Genomic DNA, 23,765 nt, shown 5'->3' on the forward strand with positions numbered 1-23,765 from the left:
CCCCTCAGCCCGTGTACTGGGCGAAGACTTTGAGGTAGTCGTACGGCTGCTGCGACACGCCGCTGCAGGAGTCACCGTCGGAGCCGGAGCCGCAGGCCCGGTCCCGGTTCACGGACCAGTAGGTCAGGCGCCCGATGTGGTGCTGCTGGGCGTAGGCGAGCATCGTCTTGAAGTCGGCGAGGCGGACCAGTTCGCCGGAGTCGTCGGTCTTGCCGTTCATGGACGACAGGCCGATGTGCGCGTACGCCGTCGCGTCGCTGTATCCATAAGCCGACTTGACCCGCGCCTTCAGGCCCTCCATGGCCTGGGTGGTGAGCGTGCCCATGTTCGTGGTGCCGCCGCCGAAGTCGAACGGCATGATGCACCAGATGTCGTTCGCGAGGCCCGAGGCGGCGCCGCGCTTGATCATGTCGACGCCGGTGGAGTCCGGGCCGCTGGTCGTCGTGCCGAAGGTGATGACCGTCTTGAGCCCGGAGTTGCCGGCCTTCACGATCTTCAGTGCGTCGATCACGCGCTGCCGGACGGTGGCGTTGCTCCACTCGGTGTTCTCGATGTCGATGTCGATGACCTTGAGGCCGTAGGCGTTGATGACCTTCTGGTAGGCGCCCGCGAGCGCCGAGGCGCTGGAGCACTTCTCGCCGAGTTTGGCGCCGCTCCAGCCGCCGATGGAGACGACGACGTCACCGCCGGCCGCACGGATCGCGTTGATCTTCGACTGGTCGTTGCCGCCGGTCAGCGGGCGCGAGCCGTCCCACTTCGGGTTGCAGGAGCCGTCGGAGAGGACGAACGCGAGCGTGAACCATTTCACCCCGGTGGCCGACATGACCGAGGTCGGGTTCTGCGGGCTGCCCCAGCCGAGGTACTCGTAGGGCGCCACCGCCATGCCGGGTGAGGCCGCGGCGGCCTTCCGGGCGGTGCTCACCGGCTTCACCCGGATCAGGCGCGTCTCCCCGGGGCGCAGGGTCGCGCTGTACGAGTCGGCGATCGTGCCCTTGTGGGAGCCCGACCACAGGTCCGTGACGTCACCGGAGCCGGTGAAGCCCACCTGCGACCAGTTCACACTCACCGTGGAGTTGCCGGACGTACCGGTGTTGAAGAGGGCGACGACGTACTGGCCGTCGCTCTCCTTCTTGCTCCAGACCTGCTTGACGCCGCTGCTCACGATCCGCTTCGCGGCGACGCCGTCCTGGTCGACACCGATGAGGCGGTCGTTGGTCAGCATCGGTTTGTCGACGGAGTCGAGGTTGGTCAGGTCCGTGCCGAGCAGCAGGGGCGCGCCCGCCATCGCCCACAGGGTGAGGTGCGAGCGGCGCTGGTCCGCGGTGAGGCCCGCCTGGTCGCCGTTGCCGATCTCCAGGGAGTCAAGGTCGTTCCAGCCACCAGGATCTGCGTACTGCTGCCAGTTGGCGGCCGAGGTGAAGCGGGCGGACACATGCGACCAGTCGGTCAGCGGATAGCCGCTGCCGTTGTCGCCGGAGCCGCAGTAGCACTCGACGTCGCCCTGGGTGCGCCAGCTGTTCGCCAGTGACTTCCAGGTGGAGGCCTGGGCGATCGGCAGGTTGTTGGAGAGGGCGAAGCTGATGGGTCGGCCGGTGGCCCGCAGCGCCTTGTCCCAGGCCTGGACGTCGGGGATGTCGGCGCCGCCCACCCCGTCGATCTTCAGGTAGTCGACTCCCCAGGAGGCGAACTGCTCGGCCCATGAGTTCACGAACTCCTGGGCGCCGGGCTTCCCGTAGTCGATGTAGTACATGTTCTTGCAGTTGTAGTTCTTCTCGGTCTTCGAGGTGTCCGCGATGTCGGCCGCGTGGTACGAGGTCCCCTCGATCGGTGTGTTCCTGGTGACGGCGTTCTTGGCGATGCCCGGCGTCACATAGAAGCCGAACTTCAGGCCCTTGGAGTGGATGTAGTCGGCCAGCGCCTTGATCCCGGCGGGGAATTTGGCGGGGTCGACGGTCCAGCGCCCGTAGGAGTCGACGACGAATCCGTTCGCGTCGCACTTCTGCCAGAAGTCGTCGAGGTTGATGTACACGAAGCCGTGGTCCTTGAGCCCGCTCGCGACGAGCGCGTCGGCCTGGGCCTTGATCTTCGCCTCGGTCGGCCACCGGCGCACGAAGCTCCAGCTGCTCCAGCCCATGGCGGGACGGAGGGCCTGGCCGTTGTCCGAGTACGTGTGGACGGTGGCCGCCGGGGTGGCGTACGACGTGCCGATCCAGGCCTCGTCGATCCGCAGCCGCTTGTAGCGGGTGGTGTCGGTGGACGCGGCCCAGGTGGTGTCGACTTCGAGGCGTACGTAACGGGCGTTGGCGGCGGTCAGGTCGATGCCCTGGATACCCCGCCTGCTGGCGAGCTGACCGGTCTTGACCGCGCTGCCCCAGGTGGACCCGTCGTTGCTGAGGAACACCTTGTAGTCCTTGATACGTGCGGACTGCTCGGTGTCGGAGCGCGCGTAGGCGACGGAGTCCTCGCGCTGGTTGAGGCCGATGTACTGGACCTTCTTCGCGCTGCCGAGGTCGAAGGTGAGGTTGACGGGCAGCGTCTTGTTGCTGTCCCAGTAGGTGAGGTAGTCGCCGTCGCCCGCGGCCGCCGCGCCGTGACCGCTCGCCGAGGCGCTCGCGGACATCGTGACGCCGGACGCGATGCCCTGGCGGCCGGCCGTGGTGACCTTGAAGACGGTGTCGTACGGGTCCCAGTTCGCCAGTCCGTTCAGGCTGAGCACGCCTCCCGACTGGGACCACGAAACAGCCGCGCCCGTACGGAGGTTGGTGACGGATGCGATGCGGTAGCCGTTGTCGCGGATGCGCAGGGTGCTGGTGCTGGGCGGGGTCAGTACGTGGATGTACTGGAGGCCGGGGTCGGTCTTGCTGACCGTGGTGACACCGTGGGCCCGGTCGTTCCAGAAGCCGGGCTTGAGACCGCCGTACAGGTAACCGCCGCCCTCGGTGCCGTGCAGTGACTGCCAGATGGGGCCCAGATAGGAGTTGGCGAAGTTGTTGAAGGCCTCCTGGTTCGTCGGGAACTTGCCGTTGACCTGCGCGGTCTCGGCCATCAGGGCCTTCACGGAGGAGCCCGCGTTGGTGATCAGCCTGCCGAGGGTGAGCATCTTGTCGACGGACGGGTTGGAGCCGTCGTACCACCACGCCCCGCTCGACGGCAGCTTGAAGTCGGCTTCGGTGAGGCGGGGCCCTGCCGTGTAGACGGCCTGAGGATAGTCGTAGGACGGGGTCATGCCCGTCTTCTGCTCATTGCTGATCATGTCCATGATTGGCGTGTCTTCGTTGTTGTTGCTGAGCGTGTAGTTCGGGCGCTTCTGCTGGATCTGCGCGTAGAGGTCGTGGCTCTCCCAGTACGCGTTGTCGTTGTCGATCCAGAAGCCGCCGAGGTCCGGATAGCGGTCCATGACCTCGAAGAAGTTGTCGTAGCTGAAGCGGCCGAAGCCGTCGCGGGTGGTGAGGTCGACGTCGGTGCCCTTGTAGGCGGAGTACGCGGCCGAGTCGAGCCACTCGTGGCCGCCCTCGTCGTGCCACTGGGGGTCGTCGGTCATGTAGAGGATGACCTTGAGACCCTTGGCCTTGGCGGCGGTGATGAGTTCGCCGAGGAAGTCCCGCTTGGTGGAGCAGCTGCCGGGGATCTTCGAGGGCCAGGGGCGGGCGTAGCCGAGGCGGCTGTGGAAGGTGGCGAGGACGAGGTACTGGGTGTGCAGTTTCTGGGCCTCGTTCACCCAGTAGTCAGGCGTCCAGCCGCCGTTGGTGACGTCGTTCTCCCAGGCGGTGCAGCTGGTGTGCGCCGGGGCGGTGCGTTCGCCCCAGTGCAGGAAGAGTCCGCCGACGGAGCCGCGCAGGAAGGTCTGGCGGGGGTTTTCGAGGTCGAGCGGCTTCACACCTGTGTGCGGCCGCCGCACGGCGGTGGTCGCCGTCGCCGCGCTCTTGGCCGCCGTACCGCAGTTCTCACTGGAGCCGCCGGCCGAGACCCGCAGCGCGCCGCCCGAGGTGTTGTGACTGTCCGTCAGGCAGTAGCCGGTGACGTTCTGGAAGCCCATGTCGTGGGGTGAGTCACTCCCCCGCTGGGCCGTGAACCGGGTGAACCTGATCCCGCTCGCGGCGTTCGCGATGACGGCCGGGCGTCCGTCGTCGGCCGCGTACTTCACCGAGCTGTCCGTGAAGGTGACGTTGTCGGCGTTGTGGACGTACCAGCCGTAGGCGGGCCGCGTGCCGATGGCCTTCGGGTTGTAGTCGCCCGGGTCATTGCTCGGCACGGCGGTGGACATGGTGCCGTTGCCGCCGGGGACGGTGATGTCGACGTGGGTGAAGGTGACCCCGTTGATCCGGTGGCCGCTCTCGCCCCACAGCGTCGGGCTGAAGGACGGACTCACCCCGGTCGCCGTGATGTTGTCGTACGTGACGTTGCTGATCGACCCGATGCCGGGACTGTTGCCGCAGCGCTTTCGGGTACCGATCTTCTGCATGATGGGCGAGTGGACGCCGGTCATGGTGATGTCGCGGTAGTGGACGTCGGAGATCTTCGCGCCGTCCATGGAGACCATGCCGAGCCCGGACTTGTTGGAGCCCTCGATGCGGATCTTGGCGAACTGGTAGTCCGAGAAGTCGCCGCAGGTCTCGGACCCGAACATCAGGGCGTTGCAGCACACCGCCGACAGATACGAATCGCTCACCTGCACATGGCCGTTGGGGAGCTTGGCGCCGAGCGCGTAGTCGCTCTTGAAGACGAGGGCGTCGTCGTTGGCCTTGATATTGGCATGCGTGACCGTGACGTCGGTCGTGCTGATGATGTTCCAGCCGTCGCGGTCGCTCGCCGTGTCGATGGTCAGGTGGTCCGAGGTGACGTTCGTACAGCCGTTGATGAGGGCCGCGAAGTGGCCGCCGCGCCGCAGGGTGAGGCCGTCGCCGAGGCGCAGGCCGTCGCAGCGGGTCAGCGAGAGGATCTTGTCGGCCTCGCCGGACTTGGGGTTGCCGGTGATGAGGTTGCCGAGGCCGTCGATGACGCCCTCACCGACGAAGCCGATGTGTGTCAGCCGGTCGCCGTAGATCATCGCGTTGTGGAAGTGGCTGTGCCCGTAGTCCTGGTAGGCGTCGTTGGGGTTGGCCTCGGGCGGGTCGTAGGTGTCCGCGCTGGAGCCCTGGATCGTCGCGCCCTTGTCCACTTGAAGAGTGACCTCGCTCTTCATGTGGATGGTGTTCTTGGACTTGTACTGGCCGGCGGGGAAGCGGACGGTGCCGCCGCCCGCCGCGTTGGCGGCGGTGATGGCCTTGTTGATGGCGGGGGTGTCGTTGGTGGAGCCGTCGCCCTTGGCTCCGTAGCCGTGGACGTCGAAGACGGCGGCGTGGGGCGTTTTGGCGGACGTGGACGTGGGTGGGGTGGCGGTTCGGGGGGTCGCGAGGGCCTCGGGGTGGGTCAGGCCGAGTACGACGGCGAAGGCGAAGAAGACGCTCGCCGCCCAACTCCTTTTTCTCATGGGGGGTTTCATGGAACGGCTCCTCATACCAGTTGGTAGCCGCGCAGGTCGGTCAGCAGCAGGTAGCAGTCCTGCAGGGACCCGGAGGTGTCGCCGAGGGACCGGTAGATGCCCCACTTGGGGCGCACCCGGTCGGCGCGGAAGGTGTCGACGCCCGTCCTGGACTTGTCGATGACCGTGGTCGAGCCGCTCTTGAGGATCCAGCGGACCGAGCCTGACGTGCCGTCACCGACCTTGATCTGGAAGTCGACGTCCGTCCACTTGTCGTGCAGCGGATCCAGGTCCGTACGGCCGATGAGGATGTCGTCGATGGCGAGCTTCAGCTCGATGGTCTGTACGCCGTTCACCCGGCGCAGTGACTGCACGACGATCGGCGAGGTGCCGGTGCCCGGCTGCTTCATCTGCATGATGCGGGTGAAGGTCGTGGTCGCCTTCAGCGAGTTCGGGATGTACATCGAGTACGTGACGCGCCACGTCTGCCCGGGGGTCCACTTGAGGTAATTGCCGCCGCTCGTGCGCAGCCCGGTGACCTCCTGGCGCTGGCGGTCGGTGGAGGTGTCGCGGTCGACGGTGTGCATGTTGAAGCGCCAGTTGTCGCCGGTGGCGAAGATATGCGGCCGGCCCGCGGGATGCGAGTCGGCGCGGTCGTCCTCGATCGTCTCGAAGGCGCCGAGCTTGTCGCCGCTCGCCGACGGGGACCACTTCAGCTGCCAGGAGGCGGCGTGGGCGGCGGTGGCCGTCGCCGGGATGCCGACCGCGGCTCCGGCGGCTCCGGCGGCGCCGCCGAGCGCCGCGCCGAACAGGGTCCTTCTGGTGGTGCTCATGGCTGACTCACCTCGTCCTGAGTGGGTGGGCTGTGAGCTGTTCGTTCATGATCAGAAAGGCGCCGAGACCGTGGAAGTCGTTCATGGCCCGGTCGCGGGCGATGTAGTACGCGTAGTCGCCGACATTGGTGCCGATGGAGATGTCGGTGAGGTTGGTGCGGCCGTCGGAGCCGACCGAGATCCTGGCGAGGACGCCCTGGTATCCGCGCCCGGCCACGGACGCGTAGTGCGGGTCGAGGTAGCCCTGCTGGGCGCCGCGTGAGAGGGCGTAGGTGAACATGCTGGAGCAGGACGTCTCGGTCCAGTTGTCGCTGCGGGAGCCCTTGTCGATCACCTGGAACCAGCGGCCGGTGGCCGGGTCCTGGTACTTCTCCAGACCTGCGGCCAACCGCCTGAAAATGCTGACGAGTTGGGGCCGTCTCGGGTGATTGACCGGGATCGCGTCGAGCACGTTGACGATCGCCATCGCGTACCAGCCGACCGCCCGGCACCAGTGTTCCGGGGCGAGACCGGTCGCCGGGTCGGCCCAGCCCGCCGTTCTTGGACTCGTCGTAGGCGTGCTTCAACAGGCCGTTCGCCACCTGGAGATGGTTGCCGTAGACGTAGAGCTGCTTGGCGGCCTCGTCGTTCGCGTAGGTCGTGTCCCCGAACTCCTTGCCGTACTCGACGAGGAACGGGTTCACCATGTAGACGCCGTCCGACCAGAGTTGGTGGGCCCGGCTGCTGGTGTCGGCGTGCCAGAAGCCTCCGTCGGAGGTACGCGGGTAGGTGTTCAGACGGCTTCGGATCTTCAGGGCCGCCTTGCGGTAGCGGTCCTGGCCCGTTTCGTGATGCAGGATCGTCAGCAGCCGGCCCGCCTGCATGCTGTCGAGGCTGTTGAAGCTCTGGCCGATCGAACCGTCGCTCGCCACGAAGCGGTCGACATAGCTCTTGATGTAGATGAGATAGCGGGCGTCGTGCGTGCGCTGGTACGTGAGGTACTGGCCGTAGAGGTACAGCCCGACCGGGTACGACCAGCCGCCGATCGTGCTCGGGGTGTAGCGGGCCATGGTCGAGTCGATCAGGGCGACGGACCAGTCCTGGGCGGCGGCGGGCCTTCCCACAGGCGCTCGGGGTAAGGGTGTCGGGGGTGCGGTGGCGGCCACGGTGGTCAGGCCGGCGGTGGTGAGCACGCCCGCCATCAGCGCTGCCCGCAGTCGTAGTCTCATGTTCCTTCCTCTCGGTAGGCGTAGGCGGAGTTCCTGAGCGGGGCCTCGTCGACGAGCGCGCGGACGAGGTGGTGGTCGGGTGCGCGGAGGCAGGCCGGGTCGGTGCGGGAGGCGTCGCCGGTGAGCGCGTACGCCTGGCAGCGGCAGCCGCCGAAGTCGGTCGTGTGCAGGGCGCAGCCGCGGCAGGGTTCCGGCGTCCAGGCCTCGCCCCGGTAGGCGTTGAAGGCCTTCGACTCGCGCCAGATCCAGTCGAGCCGGTGTGCGCGCATGTTCGGCGCGTCGAGTGCGGGGAGTGTCGCGGCGGAGGGGCACGGGAGCGCGGTGCCGTCCGGGGCGACGGTCAGGGAGACGGCGCCCCAGCCGCCCATGCGGGGTTTCGCGGTGGCGTCGAGCAGATCGGGGGCGACCCAGACCAACTCCAGGGAACCGGTGAGTTGTTCGTGGCGGCGGCACACGGTGACGCGGGCCCGTTCGCCCTGCTCCCGGGTCGGCAGCAGGGCGGTGCGGTTGCGGGCGGCCCAGCCGTAGTACTGCGTGTGGGCGAGCTCGATCCGGTCGGCGCCCCAGGCGAGGGCGAGCGTGAACAGGTCGTCCACGGCGTCGATGTTGGCCCGGTGCAGCACGACGTTCAGACCGAGTGGCAGCCCTGCCGCCCGTACCAGCCGTGCGGCGCGCTCCTTGGCGGTGAACGCGCGTGCTCCCGCGCTGCGTTCGGCGGCCCGGGGATCGGTGTGCTGCACGGAGAGCTGGACGCTGCGCAGCCCCGCGTCCAGCAGCTCCGCGAGCCTTCGCTCGTGCAGACCCACACCGCCGGTGACGAGCTGGGCGTAGAGGCCGGCGGTGTCGGCGCCCGCGACGATCCGGGCGAGATCGCGCCTGAGGAGGGGTTCGCCGCCGGACAGGTGGGTCTGGACAACGCCCAGGTCAGCGCCTTGACGAAAGACGTCGGTCCACTGTTCGGCGGTAAGCTCTCTTGACCGACTGATCAGTTCGACGAGGTTGGAGCAATACGCGCAGCGCAGCGGGCAGCCGTGGGTGAGTTCGGCCAGCAGGGCCCAGGGGGATCGAGCGGTCGCGGTCATCGCAGCCAGCCCTCCTCGTGCAACGCCGAGAGGAATCGGGGCACTTCGTCGGTGACCGGCGCGCCGGGGAACCGTTCGGCGAGCTCGGCGACGATCTCGGGCACCTCGCGCCCGCCGTCACGGAGCCGGACGACATTCCCGGCATGGCCGCGCAGCATGACGACGCGTTCGGGCATGAGCAGCAAGTCGGTGTCGCGGACGGGATCATGGCGGAGCATCACATGGCGGGCGAGCACGGGACGCCAGGTCATGGGAGGCCCCCTGCGGGGCCGGGCACCACCGGGGTGTCCGTCTGCACGGGTGCACCGGGGCGGCGGGCCGGGACCTTCGTCGGCATCGACGCACCCGAGGTCCCTGCCTGCGCCGCCGCGCCCGAGGTCCCTGCCTGCGCCGCCGCGCCCGAAGCCCCGGAGGCCACGTCGCCGCCGACCGCGTCCCGCGTGGCGCGGGAACGCCACTGCGCGGGCCCGCGCGCACGCGGCCCCGCCACCGAATCCGACGGACCCGGCGAGACGACCCCGGGCGAGACATCCCCTGACGCTGACTCAGACACGAGGGGCGAGGCATCTCCCGGCGCACGCTCAGACGCGAGCGGTGAAGCATCTCCCGTCGCACCTTCAGACACCAGGGACAAGGCATCCCCCAGCACATGCTCGGACACAAGCGGCGAGGCATCCCCCGGCACACTCTCAGGCACGACAGACAAGGCATCCCCCGACACCCCGTCCGACGTGCCCGTCGGCAAGGAGTCGCTCGCCTGGTCCACCGCGTCCAGGAGCGCCGACAGCACCTCGCACTTGAACGTCAGCGCCGCCACGGCCCGTTCCTGCTGCTCACGGGTGCGGGCCCAGCCCTGGACCAGGGCGAGCGCCTCCTCGCTGTCACGGCCGCCCTGCCCGTTGCGGGTACGGAAATACGCGAGCCCCTGCGCCTCGATCCAGGGGTAGTACCGCTCGAACGCGGCGATCCGCGTGCGCATCAGCCCTGGTGCGGACAGCTCCGTGAGGGAGGCGGCGACGGCGTCGAGCGCGGGGCGCAGGCGGCAGAAATTGACGTAGCCCTCGACCGCGAGGCGGACGCCGGGCAGCACCCGGGCGGTGTCCCACAGCGTCGGCCGTTCGAGGCCGGCGGCCTCGCCCAGCCGCAGCCAGCGTTCGATGCCGCCCTGTCCTGCGGCCGTGCCGTCGTGGTCCTGGATCCCGCGGACCCACGCCCGCCGCAGTGCGGGATCGTCGAACTCGGCCAGGATCAGGGCGTCCTTGACGGGGATGTGGCGTTGGTAGTGGAAGCGGTTGATGATCCAGCGGCGCAGCTCGGCCGGGGTCAGCTCACCCTGGTGCATACGGACGTTGAAGGGATCGCGGTCGTGGTAGCGGTCCTCGGCGACGGTACGCAGCCGCTCGGTGAACTCGGCGGTTCCCCAAGGGGCCGCAGCACCGTCGTCGCGCGCCGGTGTCGCGGTCATGGTTCGACAGCCGTGGGGCTAGGCCGTAAGTGCCGGGTGCGGCCCGGCGGGTGCCGGTTCGGCCACCAGGCTCGGGCGGTCACCGAGGGCGTACGCGGTGACCCCCAGGGCGTTCTCGACGACCAGATACCCGGGGGTCTCCCAGACCCTTTCCTCCGATGTTTCCCGAATGACCTGCTCCGCGCGGCGGCCTTCGAGGGCGCTCTCGTTCATGTGCGCATACCTGCTTTCCTGATGGGTGGGGGGGTGTAGAGCCCAGACAGGTGCCGATGTTCACATGCGTGCACCGAGTTCATGAACCCGTTCGGTGACGTCCTACAGAGTGGTCGGATGACGGAACTCGGTCAATGGTCCGGACCGATGAGGTCGGATCCATTTCCGGCCAATCCCCGACCCTCACCAGGAATCCACAGAGAATCCGCCGGCCAGGAATGCATAACGGCCGGTGATCGTTGACCATGGGAGTACCACCCGACGACTTAAGGATCGAGAGCTCGTGAGCAAGGTCCCCCCGATCATCCTGAACAACGGCGTCGAGATGCCGCAGCTGGGCTTCGGTGTCTGGCAGGTCCCGGACGACGAGGCGGAGCAGGCCGTCGCCACGGCACTGGAATCCGGATACCGCAGCATCGACACGGCGGCGATCTACGGCAACGAGGAGGGCACGGGCAAGGCCATCGCCGCCTCCGGCATCCCCCGTGAGGACCTCTTCGTCACCACCAAGCTCTGGAACAGCGACCAGGGGTACGACTCGACGCTCCGCGCGTTCGACACCTCCCTGGAGAAGCTCGGCCTGGACTACCTCGACCTGTATCTGATCCACTGGCCGCTGCCGTCCCGGGGCAAGTACATCGACACGTACAAGGCCTTCGAGAAGCTCTACACGGACGGCCGGGTCAAGGCCATCGGTGTCTCCAACTTCTATCCGGAGCACCTGGAGAAGCTGATCGAGGCGACGTCCGTCGTCCCGGCCGTCAACCAGATCGAGCTGCACCCGCACCTCCAGCAGCACGCGGCCCGGGAGTACCACGCGGAGCAGGGCATCGCCACCGAGGCCTGGTCCCCGCTCGGCTCGGGCAAGGGCCTGCTGGAGGTCCCGGCGATCGTCGCCATCGCCCAGAAGCACAACCGCACTCCGGCCCAGATCGTGCTGCGCTGGCACATCCAGCTGGGCAACATCGTGATCCCCAAGTCCGTGACCCCGTCCCGGATCAAGGAGAACATCGACGTCTTCGATTTCTCGCTCGACGCCGAGGACATCGCGGCGATCAGCGCACTGAACGAGGACCGTCGCCTGGGTCCCGACCCGGCGACGTTCGACATGGGCTGAGCCTGATGCCCATGGGCTGACCCGCCCCGACCCCGTCGCCGGCCCGGACGCGCATCGCGTGTCCGGGCCGGCGACGTTTTCCCACGCACGCGTCGACGCGCATCGACACCCCCTCCACGCCGGTTTCCGCTCCTGGACCGGACCAACTCCGCTGGAGGGCTTGACGCGGTCATGTAAGAGGGCCACCTTGTACGGCAACCCGGTAAGGAAACTTTCCTAACAGAAGGGTCCCCCACAGTGTGCTCTCGAACACTGACCCTCGCGGCCGTCGCCGGTGCCGCGCTCCTCGCCACCGCGGCACTCCCGGCCAGCGCGTCGGGCTCCGTCACCCCCCGTTCCGCCCAGGAGGGTTCGGTCAGCGCGGCCGAGCTGCTCGCCAAGGTGACGTCCTGTTCGCAGATATCGAGCGGCAAGTACAAGACCGACGACGAGACCTCGGCCACCATCCCCGTGTGCGGCAAGAACGGCGCGGTGTTCTGGAAGGCCGACATGGACATCGACTGCGACGGTCAGGTCACCAGCAAGTGCAACGGCGACGCCGACCCCTGGTTCCAGGACGACACGGCGTTCCACCAGTCCGACGGGAAGCCGCTGCGCGCCGAGTCACTGCCTTATGTGGTCGTGCCCAGCACCAGCAGCATCTGGAAGTACACGAGTTACGGCATCAAGGGCGGCGGTGTCGTCGCCGTGATCTACAACAACAAGGTCGAGTACGCGGTGGTCGGCGACACCGGGCCCACGAAGATCATCGGTGAGGCGTCGTACGCCACGGCGAAGGCCCTCGGTATCGACCCCGACCCTGCCACGGGCGGGGCCGACTCCGGGGTGACGTACATCCTGTTCAAGAACTCCCAGGTGTCGCCGATCGAGAGTCACAGTGCGGCGGTGTCGCTCGGGGACTCGTTGGCGAAACAGTTCCTGCAGAACAACTGAGGTTCCCGCGACAGCTGAGGCTTCCGCGGTTCCGACGTCAGTTGGGCTGGCCGATCGGACGTACCACCACGGTGTTCACATCGACGCCCGACGGCTGTCCGATCGCCCAGACGATCGACTCGGCGAGCTGGTCCGCCGTCAGCAGATGACCGGGTGGCAGGCTCCCGTTGCTGTCCCAGAACGGGGTCTCCACCCGGCCCGGCGAGATCAGGGTCACGCCGACACCGAACTCGGTCACCTCGCGACGGGCGTTCTCGGCGAGCCCGGTCACGGCCCACTTCGTGGCCCCGTAGAAGTTGCCGGGACCGTGGACGTGGCCCGCCACACTCCCGACCAGCACGATCCGGCCCCGCGTCTCCTTCAGGGCGTCGATGGAAGCCCTGATCAGCAGCGCGGGACCGAGCACATTGGTCAGCACCATCTCGGACCAGCCGGCCGGGTCACCGCCGGCGACGGTGTCGTGCGTGGCGAAGCCCGCGTTGGCGACGACGGTGTCGAGGCGGCCGAACTCCTTGAGCGTCAGCTCGACCGCGGCGCGCACCTGGTCGTACTCGGCCGCGTGCCCGACCACCGTCAACAGCTCCTCGGGACGTCCGAGTTCCTCGGCGAAGGCACGCAGCCGCTCCTCACCGCGGCCGGTGACCGTGACCCGGTGGCCGTCGTCGAGCAGTCGCCGCGCGACCGCGGCGCCGATACCGCTTCCGCCACCGGTGACGAGTGCGACAGGTGAGTCGGTCATGGATACCCCCGTATGTGTGTGAAGACCTGCGGGAGTACATCACTTGGAGCTCTCTCGAAGTCAAGGCCGGCACCGCCGACCTCCCTCAACACGTCTGCCGGTAGGGCACGTCGGGCAGATATCTGCGCCACTCGGCCCGGGTCGCCCCGCCCCCCGCCCGGGCGCACACATCGTCCGCCGCGCGGTCCGGCGTCAACTTCGCCGAGCGCAGAGGCAGATGAGCTGTCGCGATGTGCAACTCCGTTGCACCCGGGGTGAATCCGATCGCGAGGACGGGCCCGTCACCGGCCGGCAGGGTCGCTCCCGCCAGGCGCGGGGACGCCGTCTCCCACACGCGGACCGAGCCGTCGTCCCGGCTCGCGGCCAGCAGCGAGCCGTCGGCCGAGAAAGCCAGGGCGGGCCGCTCGACGGTGGAGTCGGCGACTGCCAGGACGGCGATCCGGTGCTGCCCGCCCGCGTCCCACAGAGTGAGTCGCCCCTGGATGTCGGCGGCGGCCAAGTAGCGTCCGTCCGGGCTGAAGGCCGCGGTCGGCAGGAGATCCTCGCCCTCGAGTCCCTGCCTGCGGCTGCCCGTCGCGACGTCGATCAGGACTCCTTCGGCGGTCACGACCGTACGCCCGGCCGGGTCGATCGCGGCGGGGACTTCGCTCCGTCTTCCGACGACGTGGGAGACGGGGTGCGCGCCCTGACGGGTGACGCGGATCCCGTCGCGGGTGCTGACGGCGGTGTGCACCGTGCCGTCCGCGGCGACCGCACGCACCGCCGGCCGCACCGCGGGTTCGGCCGGCCTCCCGTCGGCGTCGAACGAGGCGTCGGGCCGCGCCTTCTTCCGCCACGCCGTACTGATGAGCCCGTGCAGCGAGAGGGTGCGTACGACTCCCGCCTGGGAGCCTTCGCGGTAGCGCAACACGCCCTCGCGCGGGTCGAGCCGGATGTCGGTGACGGCGGGGGTCTCGACGGGGAACGTGATGAGCGGTCGGCGCGGCCCGCCGTCCGCCGGGGCCGGGCTGTCCGTACGCCACAGGGCGAGACCGGCCGAACCCCGGCCGAGGACGTAGGCGCCCGTGGGGTCGAACTCCACCGAGTTGACGCCCGCGCCGGGCATCGGCAGGAGGGGACGTCCCCCGTCGGCATGGAAATCCCAGGTGACGACGCCGTCCGCGGTTCCCCCGGCCAGCGCGCGGTTGTCGGGGGTGAAGGTCAACTCGTCCGACCGGCACAGCAGCCGCCGCGTCCGCGCGGGCGGATCGGTCACGACCCGGCGCCGCTCGACGACGTCCCAGACGCGCAGTTGTTCACCGTCGTGGGTGCACCAGGCCAGGAACCGGTCGTTCGGGCTCATTACCGGCAGCGGTCCGTCCGGATCGCCCTCTGGATGCCGGAAGAGGACCCGCTCCCGTCGTACGTCCCACACCTCGACGGTGGCCCGCTCGTCTCCGGCCTCGCGCCGTACGACGAAGGTGCGTCCGCTCGGCCCGAACGCCCCGTCAGTGTCGGTCCAGGATCCCGGCGCGATCCGGTGGCTCTCGCCATCGGACAGGTTCCTGACCGTCGCGCCGTCACGGCCGCGGTACGCGATCCAGCGTGCGTCGGCGCTGACGTCGGTGATCCCCTCCGAGAGACCGGGCAACGCGACCTCACGCAGTTGCCGCTGACGGCGCACGTCCCACTGAACGACCTTGTCCCGTACGACCGTTGTGTAGATCCGACCGTCCGCGCTGAGCCAGTACGGCGCGTCGAGGGCGCGGACCTGTGCGGGTGGGGTGAAGGCGGCCTGGTCGCTCTGGGCGGCGGCCGTCCGGACCGCCGCGCGTGTCTCGGGCAGGTCCGCGGTGCGCCAGGCCGCGAGCGCGAGGCGCATCGCCGTGCGCGGATCCGTCGGCCGGAGCGTGTCCGCGAAGGCGGCGACTCGGCGGGCCTCCGCCTCGTCGCGTTGCCGTGCACTGACCCCGCTCTGCCGCCAGGCGGCCACACCGGCCACGACGGCGAGGCAGAGCAGCACGGCGAGGGACATGGTCAAACTCCGCAGACGGCGGGCCGCACGGGCGGCGGCACGAACACCCGACTCGTACGCCGTCACGCTCGCGGCCAGGAAGTCCCGCTCCAGCGGGCTCAACTCACCTTGTTCAGAGCCGAATTGCTCGCGGACCGCCGTCAGACGCACTCCCCGGTAAAGGGCTCCGGCGTCCCGGTCCAGCTGCTGCCAGGTGCGCGCCGCCTCGGTGAGCCTGCGATGCAGCCGCAGCCGTTCGCGGTTCTCGTCCACCCAGCCGCGCAGCCGGGGCCAGGCACTGATCAGGGCCTCGTGCGCGAGGTCGACGGTGTCGCCGTCGACGGTCAACAGGCGGGCCCTCACCAGCTGTTCGACCACGAGCGCCGTGGTGCCGGCTTCCCCCAGTTCGTCGCGGTGGACGGGCCGCCGGGTGTCCTCGGCCCCGTCACCGGGGTTCACCAGCCGCAGCAGCAGCGCCCGTACCGCGGCCGCCTCGACGGGGGTGCAGCGCGCGTACACCTCCTCCGCGGTGTGCGCGACGGCGCCCTGGACGCCGCCGATCGCCTCGTACGCGGCCAGCGAGAGGGTACGGGCGCTGCGGCGCCGCCAGATCTCGCGCAACGCGTGTGCCATCAGGGGCAGACCGCCCGGCTCGTCGGCCACGTCCGCCACGATGCGGGCGGTGAGGGCGCGTTCGACGACGACCCGTCGCGCGGCGGCCGGCCGGACGACCGCCTCGCGCAGCCGCTGCGGGGTCATCGGCCCGACGAGCAGGGAGGAGTCGCGCAGCGCCTCGGCGAGCGGGCCGTGTTCGGCGCACCGTCCGTAGAAGTCGGCGCGGACCCCGATGATCACGCGCAGTCCGCTGTCCGGGTCCAGTGCCGTGAGCAACCGCTCGATGAACAGGGCCCGTTCACCAGGGTCGGTGCAGAGCGCGAAGAGCTCCTCGAACTGGTCGACGACGAGCAGGGTGTCGCCGGGCGCGTCGTGCGGGACGAACAGCGCCTCATGGGTGCGGGCCGGGTGGGCGCCGGGGGTGAGGATGCGGATCGCGGCGGGGGCCGGGGGGTGAGTGGCGGACAGCGGGGAGGGGACGGCGGACGGAGCGGGCTCGGTGGCTGTGGTCCCGAATTCGGACACGGGGGGCCTGCGTTGTCCGGGGAGCGACGCGCGAGCCCGCACTGCGGCTGCCGGCTCCGCTGCCCCGGCGCCGGCCGATGCGCGCAGCGCCGGTATCAGCCCCGCCCGTAAGAGGGACGACTTGCCGCTGCCCGAGGCGCCGACGACGGCCGACACCCGCCTGCGGCCGACGAGTCGCAGCAGTTCGGCGATCAGGTCGTCGCGGCCGTGGAAGCGGTCCCGGTCGGCGGGCTCGAAGCGGGCGAGTCCCGGGTACGGGCCCTCGGCGTCGTCCGGTGCGGGTGTGCCCGCCTCGTCCGCGAGCGCCGCGCGCCAGCGCCGCTCCCACACGGCAGGGTCCCCTCCGCACGCGCTGACGTACGCCAGGAGCACCGGCAGTGTGGGCAGTTTCTCGCCCGCCGCCGCGGCGGACAGTGTGGGCCCCGAGTAGCCCGCCCGACGGGCCATCGCGCGGTAGGTCGGAGCGCCCGCCTCGTCGCGGAGCCCCCGCAGCTCGAAGGCGAACCGCGCCGCCGCGCCCTGCGCCGGATCCAACGGCTTCTCTCGGCGTCCCACCGGTGACTCCCCCCGTCCGCGGCGGCCCGATCCGTCGGCACCGCTCCCCACCTGCATTGATAGGTGCCCCGCGACGGGGCTGCCCATCAATCGTCCGGCGGCTGGACTCGACGGTGCACGTCCTCGGGACCCCGTCGGAGGGGACCGCGAGTCATCGCCCACGCGCCGGAGTCAGCCATCGCCACCACACACACTTCCAGACCGCCACTCGCCCCCGCACGGTTGCCGTCGCCCGCCCCGCGCAGCCCACTGACGGTGTTCGCCCCCGCACTGCTCTCGCTCGCCCTCGGACTGTGGGGCGTACGGCGTGGCGGCACCATGTGGCGGGACGAGGCGGTGACGTACGACATGGCGCGGCGGTCGCTGGCCGACCTGTGGTCGACACTCGCTGACGCCGACGCCGTACACGGTCTGTACTACCTGCTCATGCACCTGCTGTTCGAGGTCAGCGGCGGGCTCGACCCGCTCCTGGTGCTCCGGCTCCCGTCGGTCCTCGCCACGGCCGCGGCGACGGGAACGCTGGCCCTCCTCGGACACCGGCTGGCCGGGCCCCGCGCGGGTCTCCTCGCGGGGTCCGTCTTCGCGCTGCTGCCGCAGGTCCAGCGGTACGCGCAGGAGGGCCGGTCGTACGCGATCGTGTGCGCGCTGGTCGTGTGGGCGACGTATCTGCTGGTGCGGGCGGTGGCGCGCCGGGACGGCCGGACCTGGGTCGCCTACGGCGTGGTACTGGTGGCCGCCGGGCTGCTGCACGAGTTCGCCGTACTGGCCCTCACCGCGCACGCGGTCGCCGTGCCGCGCGCCGCCCGCCGGGCCTGGGCCGGGGCGGCGGCGTTGGTCCTCGTCACGGTGGCGCCGCTCGCCGTCCTGAGTACGCGGCAGTCGGATCAGGTGTCGTGGATCGGCAGACCGGGCGCTGGAGCGCTCGCGGGGTTCGCGGGAACGGCCGCCGTCGCCCTGGCCTGCGCGGCGATATGCCGGAACCCCACCTCCCGCGCACTCCGGGGCGTCCGGCTGCCCGCCCTCGCGCTCGGGCTCCTCGTCCTGCCCGCCCTGCTGCTCCTGCTGGTCTCGCTGGTCACACCCCTGTACGTGGACCGCTATGTGCTCTACGGCCAGAGCGGCACCGCCCTGTTGACCGGCGCGGCGCTGGACCGGCTCACCCGGGCCCGGCGGACCCGCGTGGCGGCGCTGACCTGTGCGGGCGCCGCCGTTCTCGCGCTGCTCCCCGTCACTGTGCAGCTGCGTACACCGCAGAGCCGGGTCGACGACGTGGGCGCCGTCGCCCGGGCCGTCGCCGAGGCCGGTGCGCCGGGTGACGGGGTCCTCTATCTGCCGGCGCGGCGCCGGGTGTGGTCCCTGCCCGACCCCGGATCCGTGCGCGGGCTGCGCGATCTGGCCCTCGACCGTGCACCCGCCGCCTCGCACACCCTGTACGGCACCGAGGTTCCGGCGCCGATCGTCCGCGCCCGCATGCTCACGGCGGCCCGTATCGTCGCCGTGAGCGATCCCGCGGGGCAGCCGCTCGACGCGACCCCGGGCGAGATCGTCAAACGGCGGGTCCTGGCCACGTACTTCGAGAAGTGCGGCACGCGCCGGGTCCAGGGCGCCCGGGTCACCGTGTACGCGCGCCCGGGCATGTGCTGACCGGCCGGAACTACTCCGGCTTCACCGCGACGTGCAGGGTGTGCGCCGCCAGCAGGAAGACGTCCGGCCGGTGGTGGACGCTCGCCTTGTCGTCCGGGTCGAGGAGACGGTCGAGGGTGGCGAGGTCGTCGGCGTCGAGGCCGGGGGCGAGGGAGTCGCGGCGGTGGGTGAGGGAGGTGACGACGAAGGCGCGCGTCTCGTCCGAGACCGGGGCGGGCAGGTCGACGAGGAAGGTGCGGGTCGCGGTGTGGCGCAGGCCGACGGCGGTCATCAGGGCGGGCCAGTCCTCCGTCTCGGCCACCGCTCCGGGCAGCTCGTCCCGCATCCGGGCGAACCACTCGTCGTGGACCGCGTCGACACGGGACTGGAGGCCGGGGCGACCGACGCCGATGTCACGCGGGAAGTAGCGCGTGGGCAGGCCGCCCTCCATGAGGGCGAGGGTGCCGCCGGGCGCCAGGGCACGCGCGAAACCGGCGAGCGCGGCGCGCTGGTCGCCCACGTGGTGCAGGGACCTGCTCGCCCACAGCAGGTCGGCCGGGTACTCCAAGTCACCGAGTCCGTCGCCGAGTTCGGCCCGCATGGCGCTGAAGCGGTCGCCGACGCCGAGCCGGTCGGCGCGGGCGCGGGCTCGCTCCAGCAGGGGTTCCACCTCGTCCACGGCCACGACCCGCGCCCCGGGGAAGGTGTCCGCGAGGAGACAGGAGATGACACCGGGGCCACTGCCCGCGTCCACGATCAGCCCGGTCTCGGACCGCTGGTCCCGCAGCCAGGCCGCCGCCTCGCTGTACCGCGGGCTGAACAGCTCCGCCTCCTGCTCCAGCATGGGGATCATCCTGGCGAAGTCCATGTGGGTGTGGTCGTGAGCGTGCCGGTCGTTCTCGTGGTTGTGGTGGTGGTCGTGCGCCATGGTGGTCCGCCTCTCGTCCGGGTGCATGGACAGCGTGCTCCTCGGCTCCCGGAAACGGCCAACGATGTTGCGCGAACAGCAAATCCGGCGGTCGGAAAATCTGATGCGTCCGAAGCGGCCCGTCCCCGAGCATGGCTCCATGGACGACGAGATGGTGGAGCGGTTCCTCGAGGACGGGTTCGTGAAGATCGAGGGCGCCTTCCCGCCGCGCGTCGCCGAGGGCTGCGCCCGGCTGCTGTGGAAGGAGGCCGGGTACGACCCGCACGACCCCGGCACCTGGAAGGACCCCGTGCACTGGGTGAGCAACATGGCGCAGGGCCCGTTCGCTGCCGCGGCCAACTCCCCCGCTCTGCACCAGGCCTTCGATCTGCTGGTCGGTGAGCGCCGCTGGGAGCCGCGCTACGCGCTGGGCAGCTTCCCGCTGCGGTTCCCGCACACGCGGGAGCCGGACGACGCGGGCTGGCACATCGAAGGGAGCTACCTCCCCGACGGCGAGACGCTCTACCACTCCAATCTCCGCTCGCGGGGCCGGGCCCTGCTGATGCTCTTCCTGTTCAGCGAGGTGACCGAGACCGACGCGCCGACCCGTATCAGGGTGGGCTCGCACCTCGATGTGCCCCCGGTCCTGGAGCCGTACGGCGAGGCGGGGGCCTCGTTCCTCCAACTCGGTCCGAAGGTGGCCGAGGCCTCCGCGCACCGCCCGCTCGCCCTCGCCACCGGCCGCCCCGGCGACGTGTTTCTCTGCCACCCGTTCCTGGTGCACGCGGCACAGCCGCACCACGGCACGCGCCCGCGTTTCATGGCGCAGCCGCCGCTGTATTCGGCGGTGCCCTACGAGCTGGAGCGGGCGGACGGCGACTACTCGGCGGTGGAGTTCGCGATCCGCCGGGGGCTGGCCCAGGAGGCCTGACCCCCGGCGGATCACCAGGTCGGGCGGCCTACAGCGGCGGATACGCGTTCGTCATCAGCTGCTGGAACTGCGCCGAGAACCAGTGCCCCGACAGCGGGGCGTTCGGCAGCGCGCCGGACATGTTGTTGTTGTTCCGGGGGTTGCCCGTGTACGTCGGGTCGCACATCCGGTCGAAGCCCTTGCCCTCGTCGTTGGCGATGGCGGAGCTGGAGCCGTCGGACTCACCCGGGGGCTTCATCCACACATAGGCGTCGATCCCGGTGGCCGGGGATGCCTGCGGGCGCTCGCCGAGACCGGCACCGGCCTGGTTGCACCAGTTCCCGACGTGGATGCGGCGGTCGTAGCGCCCGCCGTCGACGTACGTGTCGACGCTGGTCGTCGCGCCGGGACCGGTGGGCCGGGCGGTGCCGCCCCAGCCGTTCCTGGAAGTGTCGATCAGCATGCCGATGCCGGAGTTGAAGCCGACCGAAACGAGCTGGGTGCGGAAGGCCTGGGCGAAGGACAGCTCGTCGACGTAGCGGTTCCAGTCGACCCACTTGGACTGGCGGACGGAGGTGCCGTTCACCGTGTCGTTGATGGTGAAGTTGTTCTCCTTCAGGGCGCTGTAGTTCGCCGTGTTGGTGATGAACCCGGCGACGTCGTCGACCGTCGCGCCCTCGCTGGTTGCCGCCTGCTTGAACAGGGTGGCGGAGGGGGCGAAGTTGTCGTCCCAGCCGATCCAGCCGTGGTGGCCGGCGTCGAGGTAGTTGTAGACGTTCGGGATCGCGCCGAGCTTGGCGAGCGCGTAGCCCACGCCCTTCACGTAGTTGCCGTTGGCGAGCATCGTGTCGCACTGCGGGGTGGCGGTGGCCCGGCTGCCGGTGTTGGTGACGAGGTTCGGCAGCGAGTCGATCTCGATGGTCGTGACGATCCGCAGCGAGGCGTACTTGCTGTCCGCGAGGATCGCCGCGATCGGGTCGATGAACTGGGTCTTGTACTTGTCGATCTCCGTCGGGCCGAGCTCTCCGTTGGAGGCGAGGGCCGCGCAGTCACGTCCGGGCAGGTCGTAGACGACCAGTTGGACGACCTCTTCGCCGCTGCCCTTCTGCGCGAGCGCCGCGTCGAGGTGGGCGCGCAGGCCCATGCTGCCACTCGCCCCGTTGATCGCGGCGATCCGGTCGAGCCAGACGCCGGTGGGCTGGTTGGAGATCCGGCTGCCGCCGGTCTCCGCAGCCGCCTTCGCGGACCACTCCGGGTTCACGTACACCTTGGCACCGGCGTACGGGTTGTCGACTCTCCCGGAGGGGTCGCTGCCCCCTCCGCCGCCTCCGCCACCGCTGCCGTCGTCAACATTGCAGGTCACCCCGTCGAGGGTGAAGGAGGTGGGCAGTGCGTTGGTGCCGCTGTAGGAGGCGTTGAAGCCGAAGCTGACCGAACCGCCGTTCGCCAGCGTCCCGTTGTAGGTCTCGTTGGCCGCGGTGACGGCGGTGCCGCTCTGGCTGATCTTCGCGTTCCAGCCCGAGGTCACCTTCTGGTTCCCGGCGTACGCCCACTTCACCGCCCAGGAGGTCTTGGCGGCGCTGTTGTTGGTGACCGTGACGGCGGCGGTGAAGCCGGTGTCCCACTGGTTCTGCACCTTGTAGTCGACGGTGCAGGGGATGGCGGCGATCCCGGCGGGGTCCGCCGGGACGGCCGCCACGGCGGTGCCCGAGGCCCCGGCGAGCAGGACGAGCGCTCCTAAGAGCGCGGATTTGGTACGACTCATGAGTGCGGGTTCCCATCTCGTCTTGTGCGGGTGTCCGTTGACTTCCTGCACTGGTGTCCGTTGACTTCCAGCGCAGGTGTCCGTTGACTTCCAGCGCGGGTGTGCGGCTGATTCCTGCGCCGGTTATCCGTTGAGGGCGCGCAGATGATCACGCAGCCCGACTCCGTACGACGTGGGAGTGCCGCCGTAGTCGGAGATCAGGGAGGGACCGGAGGAGCAGTCCCAGGTGTTCCAGGTCCAGCCGAGGTAGGAGAGCCCCCGGTCGTCGAACCACTTCATCGCGGTGTCGATGAAGCCGTGGGAGCAGGTGTTCTCGCCGATCTCCCCCGCCACGAGCGGGACTTGGGCCGCCACCGGGGCGAGCGTCGAGTTCCAGCAGCTCTCACTGGCGCAGGTGTTGAAGTTGTAGGTGTGGAAGGCGGCGGCCAGGTTGCCCGTCGGATCGCTGGGCTTGTACGTCAGCCACTGGCTCAGGTCGTTGGAGTACGCGAGCCCGCCGGCCAGGATCAGGTTCCTGGCGCCGGTGCCGCGCACCGCGTCGACCAGGTCCTGCATCCCGGCGACCTCGTAGCCGATGCCCGGGCAGGTGCCCCCGTCCTTCCAGCAGGCCCACGCCTGGGCGGTGGTGGAGGTCGCCCGGTCCGGGTAGGGCTCGTTGAACAGGTCGAAGGCGACGGCCTGGTCGTCCTTGAAGGTGCCGGCGACCGAGGACCAGAACGCCGGGCTGTACTGCGCGTCCGGCATCGGCTTCTGGCAGGTGGCGTGCACGTCGGAGCAGCCTGCCGAGTTCCCGGTGTACTGCCCGTAGTTCCAGTGCAGTTCGACGAGCGGGGTCATCCCGTGCGCCTCGACCTTGGCGACCAGGTCCTTGACGGCGGAGATGTAGTTCGCGCCCGCGTACTCCGGTTTGATGTTGGACAGGCCGAGCCAGCACTCCTCGTTGAGCGGAATGCGGACCGTGTTGGCCTTCCAGTCGGCGATCGCCTTGACCGAGGCGTCGTCGACCGGGCCGTCGAAGACGCCGTATCCCTGGACGCACATGAACTCGCCGCCGGAGCGGTTGACGCCGAGCAGCCGCCGCGTGGTGCCGTCGGCGTCGACGAGCTTGTTCCCGGAGACGTGCAGCTTGGGTGCCGTACCGGTCGTGGGCGGCGGGTCCGTCGGGGTCGGCGACGGCTCCGTGTCCACGTTGCACGTCGTCCCGTTGAGCTTGAACGTCGTGGGTACGGCGTTGCTCCCCGACCAAGAGGCGAGGAACCCGGCGCTGACACTGGCCCCTGAGCCGAGCGAACCGTTCCAGCTCTCGTTGGCCGCGGTGACCGTCGTGGCGGACTGGGACCACTTGGCGTTCCAGCCCTGGCTGACCTTCTGACCGCCCACGAAGTCGAAGGTGAGACTCCAACTACTCAGCGCGGCTATGTTGTTGGTGATCTTCACGGCGCCCTGGAAGCCGGTGTCCCACTGGCTGGTGACGGAGTAGTCCACCGTGCACGCGGGTGTGGCTCCTGAAGCCGTGACGACCGGCGCGATCGCGGTGCCCACGAGGGCGACCGCGGCGCCGACCACTAAAAGTCCTGAAAGCGGAGGGTGTCGCATGAGCGACTCCTTGCAGCTCGGGCGCGTCGTGACGGACGCGTCGACTGATGGAACCGCTCCCACTGGTGCGGATGAAGTTAGCGCCAAGTGCCGGTAAAGGACAGAGGCGTCGCACTGTTGATCAATCGAACAATTTCGACTCTTCAAGCACCTTGACCCCTTCGACCCCCCTCTCCAATATGGGAGCGCTCCCACTGGTTCAAGGCTTGTTGCTGCTCCGCCCCC

At 69.8% G+C, this 23,765-nt stretch carries 14 protein-coding genes and 2 pseudogenes; 4 read left to right on the plus strand and 12 right to left on the minus strand.

Features of this window, described 5'->3' with window-relative positions; all coding sequences use genetic code 11:
* Positions 1-4 precede the first annotated feature (4 nt).
* From ACIQTP_RS35240 to ACIQTP_RS35270, 7 genes and pseudogenes are all read right to left on the minus strand, one after another.
* Positions 5-5,482 (minus strand): glycosyl hydrolase family 28 protein, encoded by a 5,478-nt coding sequence (locus ACIQTP_RS35240; RefSeq protein WP_403407659.1) that lies wholly within the window; start codon positions 5,480-5,482, stop codon positions 5-7.
* Between the two features lie 11 nt (positions 5,483-5,493).
* Entirely contained in the window at positions 5,494-6,294 is an 801-nt protein-coding gene (locus ACIQTP_RS35245; protein ID WP_403407661.1) for a Tat pathway signal sequence domain protein, read from the minus strand.
* Positions 6,295-6,301: 7 nt separating this feature from the next.
* Positions 6,302-7,475, minus strand: a pseudogene (locus ACIQTP_RS35250) (glycoside hydrolase family 105 protein).
* Between the two features lie 23 nt (positions 7,476-7,498).
* The gene (gene pqqE, locus ACIQTP_RS35255; protein WP_403407663.1) at positions 7,499-8,584 is read right to left on the minus strand and encodes a pyrroloquinoline quinone biosynthesis protein PqqE; all 1,086 of its coding nucleotides are present in this window, start codon (positions 8,582-8,584) and stop codon (positions 7,499-7,501) included.
* Complete coding sequence (gene pqqD, locus ACIQTP_RS35260) at positions 8,581-8,835, minus strand: pyrroloquinoline quinone biosynthesis peptide chaperone PqqD (protein WP_403407665.1); 255 nt, start codon at positions 8,833-8,835, stop codon at positions 8,581-8,583. The genes pqqE and pqqD overlap by 4 nt, the downstream gene beginning before the upstream one ends.
* 503 nt (positions 8,836-9,338) lie before the next feature.
* A pseudogene (gene pqqC / locus ACIQTP_RS35265) lies at positions 9,339-10,049 on the minus strand (pyrroloquinoline-quinone synthase PqqC); the annotation flags it as partial.
* 18 nt (positions 10,050-10,067) lie between these two features.
* A complete protein-coding gene (locus ACIQTP_RS35270; protein WP_403407785.1) occupies positions 10,068-10,262 on the minus strand; it encodes a pyrroloquinoline quinone precursor peptide PqqA in 195 nt (64 codons plus the stop codon).
* Between the two features lie 325 nt (positions 10,263-10,587).
* Here ACIQTP_RS35270 and ACIQTP_RS35275 point away from each other — a divergent pair, with 325 nt between their 5' ends.
* Complete coding sequence (locus ACIQTP_RS35275; RefSeq protein WP_403407766.1) at positions 10,588-11,379, plus strand: aldo/keto reductase; 792 nt, start codon at positions 10,588-10,590, stop codon at positions 11,377-11,379.
* A gap of 237 nt (positions 11,380-11,616) precedes the next feature.
* Positions 11,617-12,312 (plus strand): glycoside hydrolase family 75 protein, encoded by a 696-nt coding sequence (locus ACIQTP_RS35280; RefSeq protein WP_403407667.1) that lies wholly within the window; start codon positions 11,617-11,619, stop codon positions 12,310-12,312.
* Between the two features lie 37 nt (positions 12,313-12,349).
* On the opposite strand, the gene ACIQTP_RS35285 is transcribed toward ACIQTP_RS35280, so the two are convergent.
* Both ACIQTP_RS35285 and ACIQTP_RS35290 read right to left on the minus strand, forming a co-directional pair.
* On the minus strand, positions 12,350-13,051 hold the full coding sequence (locus ACIQTP_RS35285; protein WP_403407668.1) for an SDR family oxidoreductase: 702 nt from the start codon (positions 13,049-13,051) through the stop codon (positions 12,350-12,352).
* An 85-nt stretch (positions 13,052-13,136) separates the two neighbouring features.
* On the minus strand, positions 13,137-16,739 hold the full coding sequence (locus ACIQTP_RS35290) for a hypothetical protein (protein ID WP_403407669.1): 3,603 nt from the start codon (positions 16,737-16,739) through the stop codon (positions 13,137-13,139).
* A gap of 255 nt (positions 16,740-16,994) precedes the next feature.
* Here ACIQTP_RS35290 and ACIQTP_RS35295 point away from each other — a divergent pair, with 255 nt between their 5' ends.
* Positions 16,995-18,383 carry a glycosyltransferase family 39 protein gene (locus tag ACIQTP_RS35295; protein ID WP_403407671.1) on the plus strand — a complete coding sequence of 463 codons (1,389 nt, stop codon included), beginning with the start codon at positions 16,995-16,997 and terminating at the stop codon, positions 18,381-18,383.
* Between the two features lie 10 nt (positions 18,384-18,393).
* Here ACIQTP_RS35295 and ACIQTP_RS35300 read toward each other — a convergent pair whose 3' ends face one another.
* On the minus strand, positions 18,394-19,290 hold the full coding sequence (locus ACIQTP_RS35300) for a class I SAM-dependent methyltransferase (RefSeq protein WP_403407768.1): 897 nt from the start codon (positions 19,288-19,290) through the stop codon (positions 18,394-18,396).
* Between the two features lie 139 nt (positions 19,291-19,429).
* Between ACIQTP_RS35300 and ACIQTP_RS35305 the strand changes: the two genes are divergently transcribed.
* Positions 19,430-20,200 carry a phytanoyl-CoA dioxygenase family protein gene (locus tag ACIQTP_RS35305; RefSeq protein WP_403407673.1) on the plus strand — a complete coding sequence of 257 codons (771 nt, stop codon included), beginning with the start codon at positions 19,430-19,432 and terminating at the stop codon, positions 20,198-20,200.
* Between the two features lie 28 nt (positions 20,201-20,228).
* Here ACIQTP_RS35305 and ACIQTP_RS35310 read toward each other — a convergent pair whose 3' ends face one another.
* Positions 20,229-21,944: a glycoside hydrolase family 6 protein gene (locus ACIQTP_RS35310; protein ID WP_403407675.1), complete on the minus strand. Its 1,716-nt coding sequence runs from the start codon at positions 21,942-21,944 to the stop codon at positions 20,229-20,231.
* 123 nt (positions 21,945-22,067) lie between these two features.
* Positions 22,068-23,540, minus strand: a complete 1,473-nt coding sequence (locus ACIQTP_RS35315; protein WP_403407677.1) for a cellulase family glycosylhydrolase — start codon at positions 23,538-23,540, stop codon at positions 22,068-22,070.
* Positions 23,541-23,765: the final 225 nt, after the last annotated feature.

This window comes from Streptomyces sp. NPDC090798 (genome assembly GCF_044768965.1).
Classification (GTDB): Bacteria; Actinomycetota; Actinomycetes; order Streptomycetales; family Streptomycetaceae; genus Streptomyces.

Coding starts and splice junctions, on each gene's coding strand:
- ACIQTP_RS35310 (WP_403407675.1), bottom strand. CDS start 21,944: ATGAGTCGTACCAAATCCGCGCTCTTAGGAGCGCTCGTCCTGCTCGCC.
- ACIQTP_RS35275 (WP_403407766.1), top strand. CDS start 10,588: ATGCCGCAGCTGGGCTTCGGTGTCTGGCAGGTCCCGGACGACGAGGCG.
- ACIQTP_RS35245 (WP_403407661.1), bottom strand. CDS start 6,294: ATGAGCACCACCAGAAGGACCCTGTTCGGCGCGGCGCTCGGCGGCGCC.
- ACIQTP_RS35305 (WP_403407673.1), top strand. CDS start 19,430: ATGGACGACGAGATGGTGGAGCGGTTCCTCGAGGACGGGTTCGTGAAG.
- ACIQTP_RS35315 (WP_403407677.1), bottom strand. CDS start 23,540: ATGCGACACCCTCCGCTTTCAGGACTTTTAGTGGTCGGCGCCGCGGTC.
- ACIQTP_RS35300 (WP_403407768.1), bottom strand. CDS start 19,290: ATGGCGCACGACCACCACCACAACCACGAGAACGACCGGCACGCTCAC.
- ACIQTP_RS35270 (WP_403407785.1), bottom strand. CDS start 10,262: ATGAACGAGAGCGCCCTCGAAGGCCGCCGCGCGGAGCAGGTCATTCGG.
- ACIQTP_RS35240 (WP_403407659.1), bottom strand. CDS start 5,482: ATGAAACCCCCCATGAGAAAAAGGAGTTGGGCGGCGAGCGTCTTCTTC.
- pqqE (WP_403407663.1), bottom strand. CDS start 8,584: ATGACCGCGACCGCTCGATCCCCCTGGGCCCTGCTGGCCGAACTCACC.
- ACIQTP_RS35285 (WP_403407668.1), bottom strand. CDS start 13,051: ATGACCGACTCACCTGTCGCACTCGTCACCGGTGGCGGAAGCGGTATC.
- pqqD (WP_403407665.1), bottom strand. CDS start 8,835: ATGACCTGGCGTCCCGTGCTCGCCCGCCATGTGATGCTCCGCCATGAT.